The organism is Rhizobacter sp. (assembly GCF_046595475.1).
Taxonomy (GTDB): domain Bacteria; phylum Pseudomonadota; class Gammaproteobacteria; order Burkholderiales; family Burkholderiaceae_C; genus Rhizobacter.
The window spans coordinates 1-19,872 of the sequence record NZ_JBKJOQ010000072.1 but is presented as its reverse complement, the minus strand read 5'-3'; the positions used below and the strand labels follow the sequence as shown (position 1 = coordinate 19,872).

Annotated in this window: 19 protein-coding genes; all 19 read right to left on the bottom strand. The window is 63.3% G+C overall.

Annotated elements, in window-relative coordinates:
• Positions 1-1,016: amidophosphoribosyltransferase (gene purF, locus AC30QB_RS13040; protein ID WP_489546653.1), on the bottom strand; the 1,016-nt coding region annotated here is incomplete at its 3' end.
• Positions 1,017-1,032: 16 nt separating this feature from the next.
• A complete protein-coding gene (locus AC30QB_RS13035; RefSeq protein WP_489546652.1) occupies positions 1,033-1,539 on the bottom strand; it encodes a CvpA family protein in 507 nt (168 codons plus the stop codon).
• A gap of 8 nt (positions 1,540-1,547) precedes the next feature.
• Positions 1,548-2,321 carry an SPOR domain-containing protein gene (locus AC30QB_RS13030; RefSeq protein WP_489546651.1) on the bottom strand — a complete coding sequence of 258 codons (774 nt, stop codon included), beginning with the start codon at positions 2,319-2,321 and terminating at the stop codon, positions 1,548-1,550.
• Positions 2,322-2,421: 100 nt separating this feature from the next.
• Entirely contained in the window at positions 2,422-3,723 is a 1,302-nt protein-coding gene (gene folC, locus AC30QB_RS13025) for a bifunctional tetrahydrofolate synthase/dihydrofolate synthase (protein WP_489546650.1), read from the bottom strand.
• A gap of 69 nt (positions 3,724-3,792) precedes the next feature.
• On the bottom strand, positions 3,793-4,665 hold the full coding sequence (gene accD, locus AC30QB_RS13020; protein ID WP_489546649.1) for an acetyl-CoA carboxylase, carboxyltransferase subunit beta: 873 nt from the start codon (positions 4,663-4,665) through the stop codon (positions 3,793-3,795).
• Complete coding sequence (gene trpA / locus AC30QB_RS13015) at positions 4,662-5,489, bottom strand: tryptophan synthase subunit alpha (RefSeq protein ID WP_489546648.1); 828 nt, start codon at positions 5,487-5,489, stop codon at positions 4,662-4,664. Before trpA ends, accD begins: the two co-directional genes overlap by 4 nt.
• Complete coding sequence (trpB, locus tag AC30QB_RS13010) at positions 5,486-6,730, bottom strand: tryptophan synthase subunit beta (protein ID WP_489546647.1); 1,245 nt, start codon at positions 6,728-6,730, stop codon at positions 5,486-5,488. Before trpB ends, trpA begins: the two co-directional genes overlap by 4 nt.
• 13 nt (positions 6,731-6,743) lie before the next feature.
• Positions 6,744-7,391, bottom strand: coding sequence for a phosphoribosylanthranilate isomerase (locus AC30QB_RS13005; RefSeq protein WP_489546646.1), 648 nt, complete (start codon positions 7,389-7,391; stop codon positions 6,744-6,746).
• On the bottom strand, positions 7,388-8,176 hold the full coding sequence (gene truA, locus AC30QB_RS13000) for a tRNA pseudouridine(38-40) synthase TruA (protein ID WP_489546645.1): 789 nt from the start codon (positions 8,174-8,176) through the stop codon (positions 7,388-7,390). The genes AC30QB_RS13005 and truA overlap by 4 nt, the downstream gene beginning before the upstream one ends.
• A 15-nt stretch (positions 8,177-8,191) precedes the next feature.
• A complete protein-coding gene (locus AC30QB_RS12995) occupies positions 8,192-10,831 on the bottom strand; it encodes a motility hub landmark protein FimV (RefSeq protein WP_489546644.1) in 2,640 nt (879 codons plus the stop codon).
• Positions 10,832-11,067: 236 nt separating this feature from the next.
• Positions 11,068-12,228, bottom strand: coding sequence for an aspartate-semialdehyde dehydrogenase (gene asd, locus AC30QB_RS12990; protein ID WP_489546643.1), 1,161 nt, complete (start codon positions 12,226-12,228; stop codon positions 11,068-11,070).
• 46 nt (positions 12,229-12,274) lie between these two features.
• Complete coding sequence (gene leuB / locus AC30QB_RS12985) at positions 12,275-13,354, bottom strand: 3-isopropylmalate dehydrogenase (protein WP_489546642.1); 1,080 nt, start codon at positions 13,352-13,354, stop codon at positions 12,275-12,277.
• Positions 13,351-13,668, bottom strand: coding sequence for a hypothetical protein (locus AC30QB_RS12980; protein WP_489546641.1), 318 nt, complete (start codon positions 13,666-13,668; stop codon positions 13,351-13,353). The genes leuB and AC30QB_RS12980 overlap by 4 nt, the downstream gene beginning before the upstream one ends.
• Positions 13,665-14,309 (bottom strand): 3-isopropylmalate dehydratase small subunit, encoded by a 645-nt coding sequence (gene leuD / locus AC30QB_RS12975; RefSeq protein WP_489546640.1) that lies wholly within the window; start codon positions 14,307-14,309, stop codon positions 13,665-13,667. The genes AC30QB_RS12980 and leuD overlap by 4 nt, the downstream gene beginning before the upstream one ends.
• 11 nt (positions 14,310-14,320) lie before the next feature.
• Positions 14,321-15,730 (bottom strand): 3-isopropylmalate dehydratase large subunit, encoded by a 1,410-nt coding sequence (gene leuC, locus AC30QB_RS12970; RefSeq protein ID WP_489546639.1) that lies wholly within the window; start codon positions 15,728-15,730, stop codon positions 14,321-14,323.
• 109 nt (positions 15,731-15,839) lie between these two features.
• Complete coding sequence (gltA, locus tag AC30QB_RS12965; RefSeq protein ID WP_489546638.1) at positions 15,840-17,153, bottom strand: citrate synthase; 1,314 nt, start codon at positions 17,151-17,153, stop codon at positions 15,840-15,842.
• 40 nt (positions 17,154-17,193) lie between these two features.
• Complete coding sequence (locus AC30QB_RS12960; protein ID WP_489546637.1) at positions 17,194-17,460, bottom strand: FAD assembly factor SdhE; 267 nt, start codon at positions 17,458-17,460, stop codon at positions 17,194-17,196.
• A gap of 13 nt (positions 17,461-17,473) precedes the next feature.
• A complete protein-coding gene (locus AC30QB_RS12955) occupies positions 17,474-18,178 on the bottom strand; it encodes a succinate dehydrogenase iron-sulfur subunit (protein WP_489546636.1) in 705 nt (234 codons plus the stop codon).
• Positions 18,179-18,195: 17 nt separating this feature from the next.
• Positions 18,196-19,872: succinate dehydrogenase flavoprotein subunit (sdhA, locus tag AC30QB_RS12950; protein ID WP_489546635.1), on the bottom strand; the 1,677-nt coding region annotated here is incomplete at its 5' end.

Genomic DNA, 19,872 nt, shown 5'->3' with positions numbered 1-19,872 from the left:
CCCGGCATGATGAAGGTGCGTCCGACGTAGCGGTTTTTCACGAAGCCTTCACGGTAGGGCTTGCCTATCTTCTGCGCGAGCTGCATGGCTGACGGGCGGCTCGACTCAGGGATCGGGATCACCACGTCGATCTCGTTCGGGCGAATGGTCGAGATGAGCCGCTGCGCCAGCGTCTCACCCATGTTGAGTCGGGCCTGGTAGACCGAGATGCCGTCCATCACAGAGTCGGGCCGGGCCAGGTAGACGAACTCGAACATGCAGGGGTTGAGGCTTGGGTTGTCGGCGCACTGCTGCGCATGCACCTTGCCATTCAGGTCGATGAAGATGGCCTCGCCGGGGGCCACGTCTCGCGTCACCTTGTGGCCCGTGCCTTCGATGGCCACCGACTCGCTGGCCACCACCACCTGGTGGCCGTCGGGCGTGCTTCCTTCGCCAAAGCACAGCGGGCGTATGCCGAATGGGTCGCGGAAGGCCAGCAAGCCATGGCCTGCGATCAGCGCCACCACGGCATAGGAGCCCTTGATGCGCTTGTGCACCGCACCCACGGCCTTGAACACCTGCTCAGGCGACAGCGGTGTATCGCTTGCCACCTGCTCCAGCTCGTGCGCCAGAATGTTGATCAGCACCTCGGTGTCGCTGGTGGTGTTGATGTGGCGGCGGTCAATGGCAAACAACTCTTCTTTCAGAACCAGTGCGTTCGTCAGGTTGCCGTTGTGAACCAGCACGATGCCGTAGGGTGCGTTGACGTAGAAGGGCTGAGCCTCTTCTTCGCTGTAGGCGTTGCCGGCCGTCGGGTAGCGCACCTGGCCCAGGCCCACGGTGCCGGGCAGGCCGCGCATGTTGCGGGTGCGGAACACGTCGCGCACCATGCCGCGCGCCTTGTGCATGAAGCACTTGGTGCCTTGCATCGTGACGATGCCGGCAGCGTCTTGGCCGCGGTGCTGCAGCAGCAGCAGCGCGTCATAGATCAGCTGGTTGACCGGGCTCTTGGAGATGACGCCGACGATGCCGCACATGGGGAGTCCTTGAAGTTCAACGCGCCGAGCCGAAAGAAGCCGGCAGGTGCTGCAAAAGTTGGGGCGGAAGCACCGGGCGCAAGGCGCCCAGCGCCACCTGCAGCCACTGTGCACCCTGCGATGCTTGCCACGCGGGTGATTTCGCCAAAGGCGTGATGCTGATCACGGTGGCCGCAGCCAGCAGCACGACCAGGCCGCGCAGCAAGCCAAACACGCCACCGAGCAGTCGATCGGGCAAGCTGAGCGGGGTGGCGTGGATTAAAAACCGCAGCAGGCGCGAGGCCACTGCCCACACCAGCAAGGCTGCTACAAAAATGGCCGTGAACGCCGCCGCATGGTTGATGCCCGAACCCGACTTGCCGACGGGCATGTGCGGCGCCACCTCGGGCGCCAGCCACTGGGCCGCGAAGTAGGCGACAAACCAGCCGAGCAGCGAAAGCACCTCGAACACAAAGCCACGCACCAGGCCCACGAGAACCGAAAGCACAAGAACGCTGGCAAGAACGATGTCGACCCATTGCATGCCCGGCGTCACAGCGTATAGACCGCCGAGGGCAAACCCGCCGACTTGATCTTGTCGGCCGCCTTGTCTGCCTCGCCACGCGAGGCAAACGGGCCCACGCGCACACGAATGCGTTTCCCACCCGAGGTTTCAACCACCTGCGTGTAGGTTTTGAGGCCAAGCTTCTCAACCTTTTGCCGCGCTTCGCGCGCTGCTGTTACCTCAGCAAAGGCGCCCACTTGCACGATGAAACGACCATCGGCAGGGGCCGGTTTGGCGGGTGCTGCTTTGCCCTCAAGCAAAGCCTGGGCACGCGTGCTGTCAGCAGGTTTGAGGGGCGGCTTGGCTTCGGGCTTCACTTCGGGCTTGGGCATCGGCTTGGGGGCAACAGCAACTTCAGGCTTGTCTGGCTTGGGCTCGATGACAGCCCCCACTGGCGCTGAAGCAATCGGCGCCGAAGCCGCCACCACTTCGCTGCCTGCGTCTGCCGGGCTTTCGGTGATGACGTTGGGCAGCACCACCGGGGCAGGTGCATGAGCGGCTGGCGTCGTGCGCACAGGTGGCGCTGCGGGGGCGCCATTGCGCGCGATCTCGATGGGCGTGTCGACCGGCAAGGGGCGCGGCTGCGTCTCAAACAGCAAAGGGAAACCAACGACACCTGCGGCCACCAGCACCACCGCGCCCACCAGGCGCTGGCGCGCTCGCGTGCGGGCCTGCTGCACCGAATCAGCAGACTCGGGAATGGCCGACACCTTCAAGGTGTCTGCTGATCGTTCGCGCTTCAAAAATGACAGCAAACCCATGCAGTGCTGGTTCCAGGTGGGCACAACGGTGCTTTTGGGGCCTTTGTGATCTCACCCAGCGGCACGGGTGACCGGCCTAGAAGGCCGGGTTGGCTGGGAGTCAGCCGACGTGCTTGGCGGTCAGACGGGGCAGACCGTCCTTCAGCACGCCGCCCACGGTGTAAAACGAGCCGAAGGCCACGATTCTATCAGCGGGGTCTGCGGCAGACACCGCCGCGCGCAGGGCTTCAGCAGGGCCTGGGTGACAAGCAACTGTGACTGGGCCGGGGCCGCGCAAGCCCAGGCTTGCATGCAGCGCTTTGAGCTGCTCGGCCGTTGCCGCGCGAGGGAGAGGCAAGTCGCAGAAATACCAATGGTCGACGACAGGCCCCATGCGGTTCAGGATGGCCGCGAGGTCTTTGTCGGCCATGGCGCCGAAGACAGCATGCGTTCGAGGGAAGAACCCCATTTGGTCGAGATTTTGGAACAGCGCCCCGACGGCCTGCGGGTTGTGGGCCACATCGAGCACCAAGGTTGGTTGGCCAGGCACGATCTGGAATCGGCCGGGCAGCTCAACCATCGCCAAGCCGTTACGCACCGCCTGCGCCGTGATCGGCAAGCGCTCGCGCAAGGCCTCGAATGCGGCCAGGGCACCCGAAGCATTGAGCAGTTGGTTGGCACCGCGCAGCGACGGGTAGGCCAGGCCGTTGAAACGCTTGCTGCGCCCTGCCCAACCCCATTGCTGCGGGTCACCGGCATAGTTGAAGTCGCGCCCGATCTGCCACAGGTCGGCACCGATCTCTTCGGCATATGCGCCCACACTTTTGGGCGGCACGGGGTCGCTGAACACGGCCGGCCGGCCGGCGCGCATGATCGCCGCCTTCTCGCGGCCAATCGATTCGCGGTCGGGGCCGAGGTACTCCATGTGGTCAAGAGCGATGCTCGTGATCACAGCGCAATCGGCATCAATCACGTTGACCGTATCGAGCCGGCCGCCCAGGCCCACTTCGAGGATCACCATGTCGAGCTCTGCCTGCGACAGCAGCCGCATGATGGCCATGGTGGTGAACTCGAAATAGGTGAGCGCCATGTCGCCTCGCGCCCTCTCCACGGCCTCGAAGTGCGGCAGCAGCTCGGCCGCGGACACCATGGCGCCATTCACACGGCAGCGCTCTTCGAAATGCACGAAATGCGGCTTGATGTACAGGCCCACCCGGTAGCCGGCCTGTAGACCAATGGCTTCGAGAAACGCACAAGTGGAGCCTTTGCCGTTGGTGCCGGCCACGGTGATCACGGGCACGGTGAACGCGAGGCCCAGGCGCTGCTTGATCTCTTGGCTGCGCGCGAGCCCCATGTCAATGTCTTTGGGGTGCAGACGCTCGCAGTGGGTCAGCCATTCGGCCAGAGTGGTGGGCAGGGGCATGGTGTGTAGTGTCTTTGAATGCACAAGGGCGGCCGAGGCCGCCCTTGTTGTCGCTGTAGTGCGATTAACTCAGGCGACTGCGTCGGCGCTTTGACGCTGCAGCATGGCAAGCGACTTGGCAATCACACCGCGCAGCTCGCGCCGGTCGACGATGGCGTCGATGGCGCCGGTCTGCATCAGAAACTCGGCGCGTTGGAAGCCTTCTGGCAGCTTCTCACGCACGGTGTCGGCGATCACGCGCGGGCCGGCAAAACCGATCAGCGCCTTGGGCTCGGCAATCACCATGTCACCCATGAAGGCGAAGCTGGCCGACACGCCACCCATGGTCGGGTCGCACAGCACGCTCACGTAAGGAAGCTTTGCCTTGGCCAGGTGCGTAAGCGCCGAGTTGGTCTTGGCCATCTGCATCAGGCTCAAGAGACCCTCTTGCATACGAGCGCCACCGGTGGCTGTGAAGCTGATGAACGGCACCTTTTGCTCGACGGCCATTTCGACACCGCGCACGAAGCGCTCGCCGACCACCGAGCCCATGGAGCCACCCATGAAGTCGAACTCGAAGCAGGCAGCCACTACCGGAATGGTGTGCAGGGCACCGCCCATCACCACCAGAGCGTCGGTCTCGCCGGTGGAGTCCATCGCGATCTTCAGGCTCTCAGGGTAGCGCCGGATGGCCTTGAACTTGAGCGCGTCCACCGGCACGATCTCTTGCCCGATCTCGTAGCGGCCTTCGCCGTCGAGAAAGGCATTCAGCCGCGCCCTTGCGCCTATGCGGTGATGGTGGCCGCACTTGGGGCAGACGTTGATGTTCTGCTCCAGGTCATTCTTATAGAGCACCGTTTCACATGAAGGGCATTTGACCCACAGACCTTCGGGCACCGTGCGGCGCTCGCTCGGGTCGGTCTGCTGCATCTTGGGCGGTAGCAGTTTCTCAAGCCAGCTCATGCGGGAGCTCCTTTCATGGAATCGAGGGCGGCGCGTATCTCGGCGATGAACGCCGCCCCTGCGGAGACGACATTGTCGCGCGTTTGGGTTTCAAGCAATTGCACGATGCGGGATCCGATGACCACAGCGTCAGACACCGCAGCGACAGCTTTTGCGGTCTCGGCATCACGAATGCCGAAGCCCACACCCACCGGCACGCTCACGCAGGTGCGGATGCGCGGCACCATCTCGGCGACCTTGTTGACGTCGATGCCGCCGGCACCCGTCACGCCCTTGAGCGACACGTAGTACACGTAGCCGCTGGTGAGACGGCCCACATCTTTCATGCGCTGGTCGGTGGAGGTGGGGGACAGCAAGAAGATGGGGTCAAGCTGCGCGGCCTTGAGCTGCGCCGAGAAGGCCTCGCACTCTTCGGGTGGATAGTCGACAACCAGCACACCATCGACGCCTGCGGCCTTGGCGTCGCGCACGAAAGCGCCCTCGCCCAGCCGCTGGTTGTAGCGCTCGATCGGGTTCGCGTAGCCCATCAGCACGACAGGCGTGGTGTTGTTGGTCTTGCGAAAGCCCCGCACAAAGTCGAGCACCTGCGGCATTCCAATGCCCTTGGCCAAGGCGCGCTCGCCAGCGCGCTGGATCACCGGGCCATCAGCCATAGGGTCGGAGAAAGGCACGCCTAGCTCGATCACGTCAGCACCCGCCTTGGCCATGGCGAGCATCAGGTCGACCATGGCATCAGGATATGGATCGCCCGCGGTCACATACGGAATTAACGCCTTGCGGCCCTGTGCCTTCAGCGCCTCGAAGACAGCTTGAATGCGGCTCATGTGCCCCCCTTGACGGTGCGGCCTGCCTGCGACGGACGGTCAAAGTATTCGGCACCGGAGAGATCGGCCACGGTGCCGATGTCTTTGTCGCCACGGCCCGAGAGGTTCACCAGCAAATGTTGGTCGCTGCGCATGGTCGGCGCGAGCTTCATCGCGTAGGCCACGGCATGCGAAGACTCGAGCGCAGGAATGATGCCTTCGGTGCGACACAGACGGTGAAAGGCTTGGAGCGCATCGTCGTCGGTGATGCCCACGTACTCGGCCCGGCCTATGTCCTTCAGATACGCGTGCTCAGGGCCTACACCGGGGTAGTCGAGCCCGGCCGAGATGGAGTGCGTTTCGGTGATCTGACCGTTGTCGTCTTGTAGCAGGTAGGTGCGGTTGCCATGCAGCACACCCGGCGAGCCCTTGGTCAGACTGGCCGAGTGCTTGCCCGATTCCAGGCCTTGCCCTGCGGCCTCGACACCAATCAAGCGCGTGCCTTCATGCGGGATGTAGGGATAGAAGATGCCCATCGCGTTGGAGCCACCGCCCACGCAGGCGATCACCGCATCAGGCTGGCGGTTGATCATCTGCGGCATCTGCACCAGGCACTCGTCGCCGATCACGCGTTGGAAGTCACGCACCATCGCCGGATACGGGTGCGGGCCCGCTACGGTGCCGATGATGTAGAAGGTGTTTTCCACGTTCGCCACCCAGTCACGCATGGCTTCGTTGAGGGCGTCTTTCAGCGTCTTGGAGCCGCTCTCGACCGGCACTACGCGCGCACCCAGCAAGTTCATGCGGTAGACATTGGGCGACTGCCGTTTCACGTCTTCGCTGCCCATGTAGACCACGCATTCCATGCCATAGCGCGCACAAATGGTGGCCGTGGCCACGCCATGCTGGCCGGCGCCCGTCTCGGCGATGACGCGCGGCTTGCCCATGCGGCGGGCCAGCAAGGCCTGCCCGATGGTGTTGTTGACCTTGTGCGCGCCGGTGTGGTTCAGGTCTTCGCGCTTGAGGTAAATCTGCGCACCGCCGAGCTCCCGGCTCATGCGTGCCGCGTGATAAATGGGGCTGGGGCGGCCGACGAAATGCGCCAGCTCATATTGGTACTCGGCGATGAAGGCCGGGTCGTTGCGGGCTTGCTCGTAGGCGGTGTTCAGCTCGTCGAGCGCATGGATAAGGGTTTCGGCGACAAAGGTGCCGCCATAGGGGCCGAAATGCCCGCGGGCATCGGGCTGCTGGTAGTTCAACATGATGGGAACGCTTTCAGGTAGGTGAGGCTGCGATGCGCGCATCCGCGTCGCGAACGGTTTCACAGAACCGGCGTATGGCCGCGGCATCTTTGATGCCTTTGGCGCTCTCTACGCCGGAGCTGACGTCAACGGCCGACGGCCGTACCTGAAGAACCCCTTCGGTCACATTTCCGGCATGCAACCCACCAGACAAAACGATTGGACGGGGCACGTTTTGAGGAATGAGAGACCAATCGAAGACCTTTCCGCTGCCACCATAGCCCTCGACGAAGGCGTCGAGCAACAGCCCCTGGGCATGCGGGTACTGAGCAGCGAAGTCTAGCAAATCAACCCCTGGCCCCATGCGCACGGCACGCAGGAAGGGCCGGCCTGCCGCTTTGCAATCCGCCGGGGTCTCGTCGCCATGAAACTGCAGCAGCAGCCCGGGAATGGCCTGAACAGCGGCTGCGATCTGTGCGGTATCAGCGTTGACGAACAAGGCCACCGGCGTGACGAACGGTGGCAAGCGATGAGCCAAGGTGACCGCTCGTTCGAGGCTCACAAAGCGCGGGCTGCGCGGGTACAGCACAAAGCCGACGGCGTCGGCACCCGCGTCAACGGCAGCGTCAACATCGGCTTCGCGGGTCAGGCCGCAGATCTTGATACGGGTTCGGGCATTCATGGGTGTGGCAACCAGTCCATGGCCGGCGTGTGCGCAGGCAATGCGAAACGGGGATCGTAGTACGGCCCCACGAAGTACAGCCCTTCAGGGGGAAAAGTGGGCGCAGCGACCTTGCGCGAGCGGGCGTCCAGCACCTCTTGTATCCACAGGGGGCGCTGTTGGCCGTTGCCTATGGCGATCAGGCAACCCATGATGTTGCGCACCATGTGGTGCAGAAAGGCCGAGCCGTCGAAGTCGAACCGCCAGTAGGCGCCCAGGCGCTGAATCTCGATCGCACGCATCTGCTTCACCGGCGTGGCGGCCTGGCACTCAGCAGACCGAAACGAGCTGAAATCGTGCTCACCGACCAGCGTGGCGGCGGCGGCGCGCATGGGCTCGGCACTCAAGGGTCGGAACACCCAGCCTGCCACGCCCGACTCGATGGCGGGTCGCACCGGGGACTCCAGCAGCAAGTAGGCATAGCGCCGCCCCTGTGCGCCGTAGCGCGCGTGGAAATCGTCACCTACCTCCTGGCACCACTGCACGGCGATGTCGGCAGGCAAATAACGGTTGGTGCCTCGTACCCAGGAGGCCAGTTCACGCTGCACCGGAGGGTCGATGTGGATGACCTGATTGAGGCCATGCACGCCGGTGTCGGTGCGGCCAGCACAGACGGTGCGAACAGGCACCGCCGCAAACTGCGACAGCGCCGCTTCAAGATGGTCTTGGATGGTGCGGCCACCCGGCTGGCTCTGCCAGCCGTTGTAGGCCTGCCCGCGGTAGCTGATGCCGAACGCGAGCCTCACGCCAACCCGGGCAGATCAGCCCAGATCGTTAAGCATGGATTGCGCACGTGTCTTGACCGTGCCGCTGGACTTGGAGACCACTTCCTGCAGCAGGTCGCGTGCACCTTCCGTGTCGCCGATCTGGCGGAATTCTTCCGCCAGCTCTAGCTTGCGGGCGATCGGGTCGCTGCCGTCGTCTGTCGCCTCGCCCAGGTCGATGGCACCGTAATCAGTGGAAACAGGGGCTGTGGGAACTGCCTTGGGTTGCGCGATCGTGGTCTCGTTACCCAGGTCGAGAGAAATGCTGCCCAGGTCGAAATCCATAGCGCCTGAACTCGGAGCCGGCGCCGCGGGTGCTGGTACAGGCGGCAGGTTGAAGCTCATGTCTTCGAGAGACGGCACGTCTTGCGGCCTCACCGCCACGGGTTGCGTCTGCTCGACTCGACGCGCTGGCGCCACTGGCGGCGCGGCATCGGGCAGGCCGAGATCAAGGTCCAGGTCGACGTTGGCGCCCGAGGTGGTGTCGAAGCCACTGCGCGAGTTGCCGCTGGCACCGAACTCCGACGGCGATGGCAAAACCGACTGCGGCATCGTGCTGGCACCCAGAAGCTCGGCTGTCGGGCGGCCATCACCCTCGCTGGAAGCCGGTCTGCCACCAGGTTGGTAGAGGCCGTTTTCCGGGTCGATCTGTACGCCGATCTCTTGAGCCTTGGCCCAGTCTTCGCCCTGACCACCGGTCAGGCCATAGAGTTGAGTGGCCAGCAGCTCAAAGCCCTTGGTGTCGCGCCGCTTCGCATACACCTCGAGCAGCTTGGTGCGTATGGCCAAGCGCTCCGGGCTGGCGCGCATGGCTTCCTTGAGAATCTCTTCGGCCTGCAGGTCGCGGCCGTAGGCCAGGTACACGTCGGCTTCGGCGACTGGATCGACGTCGCCAATGGCGTCAAGCTGGCTCAGTGAATAGCTCATCGACGAAGACGCCCCGCCTGCGTCGCGGGTGTCGATGCGCTGGCCACCGCTGGCGCCGAAGAAGGAATCGGGCTGCAGACGGCTTTCGAGGAACGATGTCTCGCCGCTGTCTTTCTTGGCGCGCTTGGTGAAGCGGTAGATGCCAAAGCCAGCGAGCAAGGCCACCAGCGCAGCGCCAGCGGCAAGCACGAGCGGGTTGTCTTCCAGCAACGAAGCAAACGGGCCCGGAGCCTCAACGGCTGGTGTTGCAGCGGGTGCTGAAGCAGCCATGGGGCGTGACGGCGCCACAGCCACCACAGGTGCACTCGCCGGCTCCATAGCGGCGCTTGCGGCATCAGATGCTGCAGCCATCACGGCCGGGGCCGACGCAGCCGGCGCTGGCACAGGCACGGGAGCCGAGGCAGCTACAGGAGCAGGAGCTCCTTCGACTACTGGAGCTGGGGCAGATGCCACCACGGGTGGCCTGGGAGGCGCCAGCGGAGGAACAATCACCGGCGGAGCAACAGCTGGAGCAGGCGGCGGCGAAGCGACAGCGGGCGCAGCTGTCTTGCCAGATGCCGCGGCAGAAGCGCTCGACAGCTTCTTTAGTTCGTCGACGTTCTTGGAGAGCTCGGCCACGCGTGCGGTGGCGTCTTTCTTTTCGCGCTCTTTCGACAGCTTGTCTTCAGGCGCCGACGCCTTGGCGTTGGCACCTTTGCTCAGGGTCAGCTTGTCGGGTGCGGGCGCGGCAGAGGCCTTGCGATCGTCCACTGACGATTGCACCTTGCCACTGGCCTGGCGCGCTGTGCCATCAGTCTTGGCGGCGGGCACTGCGGCAGCCAGTCGCTGACGATAGGTGCCGAAGTCGGAACTCTGGGCCTGGATCAGCTGGCGGGCATCGGCTGGCGTGATGGCCTTGGCTGCTTCAGCAGACGGCACTGCCAGCACCACGCCTGACTTGAGTCGGTTGATGTTGGCGCTGATGAATGCTTCGGGGTTGGCCTGGTAGAGCGATGCCAGCATCTGGTCGAGCGACACGCCGGTGCGCAGCGCGCGCGCTGCAATGCGAGACAGCGAATCGCCGTCACGAACCTTGTACTCATCAACACCCGCTTCGATGGGCGCAGCGGCCGGAGCCTTGACGCGAGGCTTGCGTACTTCGTCCGTCGTCGAATCAGAGGAAGGCGCTGAGGCGCGAGGCGTAGCGGACTTGCGCTCAGGGCGCGGCGCCACGGCGATGGGCTCTGATGGCGCCGGAGTGATGATGGGCGATGTTGTGGCTGAGGGCGACACGGGCGAGGCGGCGGTGCGCGTCACAGGTGGGTCGAACAGCAATGTGTATTCACGAACCAGGCGCCCCGTGGACCAGGAGATCTCAAGGATCACGTCGACGAAGGGCTCTTGAACAGCGCGGTCACTGGTGACGCTCAAGATAGAGCGCCCATCGGCGCGTTTTTGCAGCACGACCTGGGTACCCGTAAGCACCGAGTTGTAGTCGACCCCGGCTGCACGGTAAGACTCAGGCGGCGCCACGCGGATGTTGAGGTTGGACGCCTCTTCCGGCGTGATGCTTGTCACGTCGATCTCGGCCCTCAGGGTTTCGCCCAGCGCCGATTGCACGTTGAGACGACCCAGCCCGAGAGCCGAAGCGTTTGATGCAAAGAGGCACATGGCGGCGAGAGCCGCCCCGGTCAGAGCGAATCGCCCTGTGTACAGCGAGTTTCTTTTCAAGGCGTCTCCCAATAGGACGGGGGTGGAAGCGAGCGAGCCCCACTGCTTTCGGAGTTGTTGTTGACGCTAACCACGGGTTTCCTGGGCGTAACAGTAGAAATCACAATAACATCAACTAGATACGAAGACAAGCTCATGCAATGCCTGACGTTCGCCCGCAAGAGGCATTTGCGGGTTCTGGAGCCGGCCCCTGTTGTGACTCAGCAACGTGGCTCAGGGGCTGGCAGTTCATCGCTTCAAGCAGCCAGAAGAATGCGCAACATGCGGCGCAGCGGCTCCGCCGCTCCCCACAGCAACTGATCGCCGATGGTAAAGGCGCCGAGGTACTCGGGGCCCATGGCCATCTTGCGCACGCGGCCCACGGGAATGGTCATGGTGCCCGTGACGGCCACGGGCGTCAGGTCGCGCATGGTCGCTTCGCGGTTGTTGGGCACCAACTTCACCCACTCGTTGTCGTTGGCGATCATGGCCTCGATGTCGGCCAGCGGCACGTTCTTCTTCAGCTTGAAAGTGAGCGCCTGGCTGTGGCAACGCATGGCGCCCACACGCACGCAAAAGCCGTCGACCGGCACGGCCGGTGTGCCGAAGCCCTCGCCCTGGCCCATGATCTTGTTGGTCTCGGCACCGCCCTTCCACTCTTCCTTGCTCATGCCCCAGCCCGCTTCGTCGGGCTGCTTGCCGATCCCGAGATCCTTGTCGATCCACGGGATAAGGCTGCCGCCCAACGGAACACCGAAGTTGGCCGTCTCGGCTTCGCTCAAGCTGCGCTGCTTGGCGATGACCTTGCGGTCGATTTCGAGGATGGCGCTCTTCGGGTCATCGAGCATAGCCTTCACCTCGGCGTTGAGCGTGCCGTACTGCGTGAGCAACTCGCGCATGTGCTGCGCGCCGCCGCCCGAAGCCGCCTGATAAGTCTGGGTGCTCATCCACTCAACGAGACCAGCCTTGAACAGCGCACCCACGCCCATCAACATGCAGCTCACGGTGCAGTTGCCGCCGATCCAGTTCTTGCCGCCCTTGGCCAGCGCGCTCTTGATGACAGGCATGTTGACAGGGTCGAGGATGATGACCGCATCGTCTTTCATGCGCAGCGTTGAAGCAGCGTCGATCCAGTGGCCGTTCCAGCCTGCAGCGCGCAGCTTGGGGAACACCTCGGTCGTGTAGTCGCCCCCCTGCGCGGTGATGATGATGTCGCAGCGCTTGAGCGCGTCGATGTTGAAGCCGTCTTGCAGCGTGGTTTCGTTCTTTGCTTGCGCCGGCGCCTTGCCGCCGATGTTGCTGGTGCTGAAAAACACCGGCTCGATCAGAGCGAAGTCATTCTCTTGCTGCATGCGATCCATCAGGACCGAGCCCACCATGCCTCGCCAGCCCACCAGGCCGACCAATCTCGTAGCCATCTTTGTTCCTATCGTCTGTGTGTTGATCTAAAAACTTGAACGCCTATCAGCCCTGCGTTTTCAGGCAGGCGACCACAGCGTCGCCCATCTCCTTGGTGCCGACCTTGGTGGTCCCGGCACTGTAAATATCGGTGGTGCGCAGGCCTTTGGCCAGCACGGCTTTGACAGCGGCTTCTATGCGTTGCGCCGCAGCTTCCTGGTTCAGGCTGAAGCGCAGCATCATCGCCGCCGACAGAATGGTCGCCAACGGGTTGGCGATGCCTTTGCCTGCAATGTCGGGCGCTGAGCCGTGGCTGGGCTCGTACAGGCCCTGATTGCGCGCATTAAGCGAGGCCGAAGGCAGCATGCCGATCGAACCGGTCAGCATGGCCGCTTCATCGCTCAAGATGTCGCCGAACATGTTGCCGGTGACGATCACATCAAGCCGCTTAGGCGCCTTCACCAGCTGCATGGCGGCGTTGTCGACGTACATGTGCTCCAGCTCCACATCGGCGTACTGCGCATGCACCTCGGTGACCACATCGCGCCAGAACTGGAAGGTCTCGAGCACATTGGCCTTGTCGACGCTCAGCACCTTCTTGCTGCGCTTGCGCGCTGCCTGGAACGCCACGTGGGCAATGCGCTCGATCTCAGGGCGCGAATAGCGCATGGTGTCGAAGGCTTCCTCGGCACCCTTGAACGCCCCATCGGGCGACGCACGGCGGCCACGCGGCTGGCCAAAGTAAATGTCGCCGGTGAGCTCGCGAATGATGAGGATGTCGAGCCCGGCCACGATCTCGGGCTTGAGACTGGACGCGTGGGTCAGCTCTTCGTAGCAGATTGCTGGGCGGAAGTTGGCGAACAGCTCCAGGTTCTTGCGCAGGCCCAGGATGGCCTGCTCGGGCCGCAGCGGGCGGTCGAGCTTGTCGTACTTCCAGTCGCCCACAGCGCCGAACAGCACGGCATCGGCCGACTTGGCGAGGTTCAGCGTGGCATCGGGCAACGGATGGCCATGGGCTTCATACGCGGCACCACCCACCTTCGCTTCTTCCAGCTCGAACTTAAGGTCGAGGGCGGCGAGCACCTTCAAGGCCTCAGCCATGATTTCCACGCCGATACCGTCACCCGGCAAAACTGCAATCTTCACGAATTGATTTCCTTGTTTTTGCTCACGGCCAAACGCTCCACAAGCACTTTCTCGCACAGCTTGAACGCGACGTAGCAGGCCGCAGCGACCACGCCATTCACGATCAACCCCAACAGTTGCCACAACCCGCCTTCACGTACCGCATCGAAACCATAAGTCGTCAGAAATTCCAGGTTGGCGCTGAGGATGTGCAACAGATTCAACGACGCCAGGCCAAACACCACGAAGCTCACGCCCATCAGCACAAAGGCCAGCCACCACCGCTGCGAAAGTGCGCGGTAGAGCCGGCTGTAAGGCATGGGCAAGGGGCTCATACGCGGTTCGCCAACCAGGGCTTCGTCAGCAGGCGCTCGGCTTCGAACGCACGGATCTTGTCGGCGTGGCGCAGCGTAAGGCCGATGTCGTCAAAGCCATTGAGCAGGCAAAATTTGCGAAACGGCTCGATCTCGAATGGCAGCGCCATGCCATCGGGTTTGAGCACCACTTGGCGCTCGAGGTCGACGGTCAGCTCATAGCCGACAAAAGCGTTGACCTCATCGAACAGCTTGGACACCGCCGACTCGGGCAGCACGATCGGCAGCAAGCCGTTCTTGAAGCTGTTGTTAAAGAAGATGTCGGCGTAGCTCGGCGTGATGATGGCGCGAAAGCCGAACTGGTCGAGTGCCCACGGGGCATGCTCGCGCGACGAACCGCAACCGAAATTCTGCCGCGACAGCAAAACCGAGGCGCCCTTGTAGCGCGACTGGTTCAGCACGAAGTCGGGGTTGGGCTTGCGCGTGGCGGGGTCTTGCCCCGGCTCGCCGTGGTCGAGGTAACGCCACTCGTCGAACAGGTTAGGCCCGAAGCCCGACTTCTTGATCGACTTCAAAAACTGCTTGGGAATGATCGCGTCGGTGTCGACGTTTTCACGGTCGAGCGGTGCGACCAGGCCCTTGTGAATACGGAAAGCTTGCATGGTCGGGTCTTTCAGCTGAGGCGCCGCACGTCGACGAAATGGCCTTCTATGGCAGCAGCTGCTGCCATCGCCGGGCTCACCAGATGCGTGCGGCCGCCGGCGCCCTGGCGGCCTTCGAAGTTGCGGTTAGAGGTGGAGGCACAGCGCTCGCCGGGCTCCAGGCGGTCGGCGTTCATGGCCAGGCACATAGAGCAACCCGGCTCGCGCCATTCGAAGCCCGCGTTGAGGAAGACCTTGTCCAGCCCTTCGCGCTCGGCCTGCTCTTTCACAAGGCCCGAGCCCGGCACCACCAGCGCAAGCTTCACGTTGGGGGCGATCTTGCGGCCCAGGCGGCGCACTACGGCGGCCGCTTCGCGCATGTCTTCGATGCGCGAGTTGGTGCAGGAGCCGATGAACACCTTGTCGATGCGAATATCGGCAATCGGCTTGTTGGGCTCCAGCGCCATGTAGGTCAGCGCGCGCTCCATGGCGCCGCGTTTGTTGGCATCTTTCTCGCGCTCGGGGTCGGGCACGCGGTCTTCGATGGACAAGACCATCTCGGGCGAAGTGCCCCAAGTGACCTGCGGGCGGATCTGCGAGGCATCGAGCTCGACCACCCGGTCGAAATGCGCATCGGCATCCGATCGCAGCGTGCGCCAGTAAGTGACCGCGTGGTCCCAGGTCACGCCGGCGGGCGTGTAAGGGCGGCCCTTCACGTAGTTGATGGTGTTGTCGTCAACCCCCACCAGGCCCGCGCGCGCACCGGCTTCGATCGCCATGTTGCACACCGTCATGCGGCCTTCCATGCTGAGCGCTCGAATCGCCGAGCCGGCGAACTCGATGGTGTGGCCGTTGCCACCCGCGGTGCCGATCTTGCCGATGATGGCCAGCACGATGTCTTTTGCGCTGCAGCCGCGAGGCAACTGACCCTCGACCTTGATGAGCAGGTTCTTGGCCTTGCGCGCCAACAGCGTCTGCGTGGCCAGCACGTGCTCGACCTCGCTGGTGCCAATGCCATGGGCCAATGCGCCAAAAGCACCGTGCGTGGACGTGTGCGAGTCACCGCACACCACCGTCATGCCGGGCAGCGTGGCGCCCTGCTCCGGGCCGATCACATGGACGATGCCCTGGCGCTTGTCGTTCATCTTGAACTGCGTAATACCCAGGCGGTCGCAGTTCTTGTCGAGCGTGTCGACCTGCAGCTTCGAGATGGGGTCGGCAATGCCATGCGAGCGGTCGGTGGTCGGCACGTTGTGGTCGCTCACCGCCAGATTGGCCGACAGTCGCCACACCTTGCGGTGCGCCAGGTCCAGCCCCTCGAAAGCCTGCGGGCTGGTGACTTCGTGGACGAGGTGCCGGTCGATATACAGCACAGCAGTGCCGTCATCTTCGGTGTGGACGACGTGCTCGTCCCAGATCTTGTCGTACAGCGTGCGGCCCATGGCGGACTTTCGTTGGCTCTTGCGGAAAAGGATGGAATTTTAGGCGTTTACAAGCAAAAACCCCGGCCTGTGGCCGGGGTTTGCGTGCACTGAGGGGTGCTTCCGGCGTTCAGGCGCGCTGCGTAATCGGTTTGACGTCGCGTTGCGTGGCACCGTGGAATAGCTGACGCGGGCGGCCGATCTTGTATTCAGGGTCGGCAATCATCTCGTTCAGCTGCGCAATCCAGCCAACCGTGCGGGCCAGCGCGAAGATGGCGGTGAACAGCGTGACGGGTATGCCGATGGCGCGCTGCACGATGCCCGAATAGAAATCGACATTCGGGTACAGCTTGCGGGCCACGAAGTACTCGTCTTCCAGGGCGATCTTCTCCAGCGCCATGGCTAGCTTGAAGATCGGGTCGTTGTGCAGGCCCAGTGCGTCGAGCACCTCATGGCAGGTTTCGCGCATCAGCTTTGCACGCGGGTCGTAGTTCTTGTAGACACGGTGGCCGAAGCCCATCAGCTTGACATTGGAGTTCTTGTCTTTCACCTGTTTGATGAACTCGCCGATGCGCTCGACGCCACCCATCTTCTGCACGTCTTCCAGCATGTTGAGCGCCGCTTCATTGGCGCCCCCGTGGGCGGGGCCCCACAAGCAGGCCACGCCGGCCGCAATAGCGGCGAACGGGTTGGTGCCCGACGAGCCACAAAGGCGCACGGTCGAGGTAGAAGCGTTCTGCTCGTGGTCAGCGTGCAGGATGAAGATGCGGTCCATGGCGCGCACCAGCACGTCGTTCTGTTCGTACTCTTCGCACGGCGTGGCGAACATCATGCGCATGAAGTTGCCGGCGTACGACAGGTCGTTCTTCGGGTAGATGTAAGGCTGGCCCACGGTGTACTTGTAGGCCATCGACACCAGCGTGGGCATCTTGGCGATCAGGCGAATGGCAGAGATCTCGCGGTGCTCCGGGTTATTGATGTCGGTGCTGTCGTGATAGAAGGCCGACAGAGCACCCACCAGGCCCGTCATGATGGCCATCGGGTGGGCATCGCGGCGGAAGCCACGCAGGAAAAACTGCATCTGCTCGTTGACCATCGTGTGATGGGTCACCGTTTCCACGAAATCGCTCTTCTGCTTCGGGTTGGGCAGCTCGCCTTTCAGCAGCAGGTAACAGGTTTCAAGGTAGTCGCAGTTGGTCGCGAGCTGCTCAATGGGGTAGCCGCGGTACAGCAACTCGCCCTTGTCGCCATCGATGTAGGTGATGGTCGACTGGCAGGCGGCCGTCGACAGGAAGCCGGGGTCGTAGGTGAACTTGCCGGTCTGGGCGTAAAGCTTGCGGATGTCGATCACATCCGGGCCTACGCTGCCCTTGTAGACGGGCAGATCCATCGCGGGGCTGCCGTCAGAGAACGACAAGGTGGCTTTCACGTCAGAGGGGGTCATGAGCATTCCTTAGAAAAAATCGAGAAAGACACTCGCGCGCTCAGTGCGCCACTCGCATCAACCTGAGCACTTCAATCACATCATCGCGCAGCAACTCGCCTTCGGGCTCCTTGCGAGCCAGGAGCAGATCGAGCAAATCGTTGTCCGACAGGTCCATCAGCACCTGCAAGCCCTGGGCCTGACCTTCTGTCAGCGAAGCCTCATGGCGGCCGAAGAAGCGCTCGATGAACAAGTCGTTCTCCAGCAAGCCGCGGCGGCACCGCCATTTCAGCTTGCTGAGCGCCCGCGCGTCGATCAGGGTGTGCATGGTTTTCAAACCGTCAGACAGCTCGGCGCACCATCAATTCCTTGATCTTGCCGATGGCCTTGGTGGGGTTCAAGCCCTTGGGGCATACATCGACGCAGTTCATGATGGTGTGGCAGCGGAACAGGCGATACGGGTCTTCGAGGTTGTCGAGCCGGCCAGCAGTGTCTTGGTCGCGGCTGTCGGCAATGAAGCGATAAGCCTGGAGCAGGCCAGCCGGGCCGACGAACTTGTCGGGATTCCACCAGAAACTGGGGCAGCTCGTCGTGCAGCTCGCGCAAAGAATGCACTCGTACAGACCGTTCAACTCGTCACGCTCTTCGGGCGACTGCAGGCGCTCTTTCTCGGGCGGCACGGTGTCGTTTACCAGGTAAGGCTTGATCGAGTTGTACTGGGTGAAGAACTGCGTCATGTCGACGATCAGGTCACGCACCACCGGCAGGCCGGGCAAAGGCTTCAACACCACCACCCCAGGCAGCGTGCGCATGTTGGTCAGGCAGGCCAAGCCATTCTTGCCATTGATGTTCATGGCATCCGAGCCGCAAACGCCTTCGCGACACGAGCGGCGGAAGCTCAGGGTCGGGTCGACCTCTTTCAGCTTCATCAGTGCATCGAGCAGCATGCGCTCGCTGCCGTCCAGCTCGACCTCGAGGGTCTGCATGCGCGGCTTGGCGTCGGCGTCGGGGTCGTAGCGATAGATCTGGAACACGCGCTTTGTCATGAAATGCTTTCTTTGCCTTAGAACGTGCGGACTTTGGGCGGAATCGACTCGACGGTCAGTGGCTTCAGGTTCACCGGCTTGTAATCGAGCCGGTTGCCCTCGCTGTACCAGAGCGTGTGCTTCATCCACACCGCGTCATTGCGGCCATTCGGGTGCTCGGGCGTGTCGGCGTAATCGTCGACCGTGTGCGCGCCGCGGCTCTCGTGACGCGCCGCGGCCGAGATCATGGTGGCCATCGCCACCTCGATCAGGTTGTCGACTTCCAGCGCCTCAATGCGCGCCGTGTTGAACACCTTCGACTTGTCGGCCAGGTGGATGCCCTTCACGCGCTCGGCCAATGCCTTGATCTGCACCACGCCTGCGTCCATGAGCGCCTGGGTGCGGAACACGCTGGCGTGCTGCTGCATAGACTGGCGGATGTCGTTGGCCACGTTTTGGGCGTATTCGCCGCCGGTGCTGTTGTCCAGCCGCGCCAGGCGGGCCAGCGTCTGATCGGCAGCGTTGGTCGGCAGCGGTTTGTAGGTCTGAGCCTTGAGCCCGCTCGCCACAATGTGGTCTCCGGCCGCCTTGCCGAACACCAGCAAGTCGAGCAACGAGTTGGTGCCCAGTCGGTTGGCGCCATGCACGCTCACGCAGGAGCATTCGCCCACTGCATACAGGCCTTTCACCACTGCATTCGGGTTGCCATCTTTGGGCGCGACAACCTGACCGTGGATGTTGGTCGGCACGCCACCCATCTGGTAGTGGATGGTCGGCACCACGGGAATCGGTTCCTTGGTGATGTCGACGTTGGCGAAGTTGTGGCCAATCTCGAACACGCTGGGCAGGCGCTTCATGATCGTCTCGGCGCCCAGGTGGGTCATGTCGAGCACGATGTAGTCTTTGTTGGGGCCGCAGCCGCGCCCTTCCTTGATCTCTTGGTCCATGCAGCGCGAGACGAAATCGCGCGGTGCCAGGTCTTTCAGCGTGGGGGCGTAGCGCTCCATGAAGCGCTCGCCATCGCTGTTGCGCAAAATGGCGCCCTCGCCGCGGCAGCCTTCGGTCAGCAGCACGCCGGCCCCGGCCACGCCGGTCGGGTGGAATTGCCAAAACTCCATGTCTTCGAGCGGGATGCCGGCGCGTGCCGCCATGCCCAAGCCGTCGCCGGTGTTGATGAAGGCGTTGGTGCTCGCCTGAAAGATGCGCCCTGCGCCGCCAGTGGCCAGCAACACCGTCTTGGCTTCCAGGATGTGCAGCTCGCCGGTTTCCATTTCAAGCGCCGTCACACCGACCACGTCGCCCTCGGCGTCGCGAATCAAGTCTTGCGCCATCCACTCGACGAAGAAGTTGGTACGGGCCTTGACGTTCTGCTGGTACAGCGTATGCAGCATGGCGTGGCCGGTGCGGTCGGCCGCGGCGCAGGCGCGCTGCACCGGCTTCTCGCCGTAGTTTGCGGTGTGGCCGCCGAACGGCCGCTGGTAGATCGTCCCGTCGGGGTTGCGGTCGAACGGCATGCCCATGTGCTCGAGGTCGTAGACGACTTCAGGCGCCATCCGGCACATGTATTCGATCGCATCCTGGTCGCCCAGCCAGTCCGAGCCCTTGACCGTGTCGTAGAAATGGTAGTGCCAGTTGTCCTCGCTCATGTTGCCGAGCGACGCGCCGATGCCGCCCTGCGCCGCCACCGTGTGCGAGCGGGTCGGGAACACTTTGGA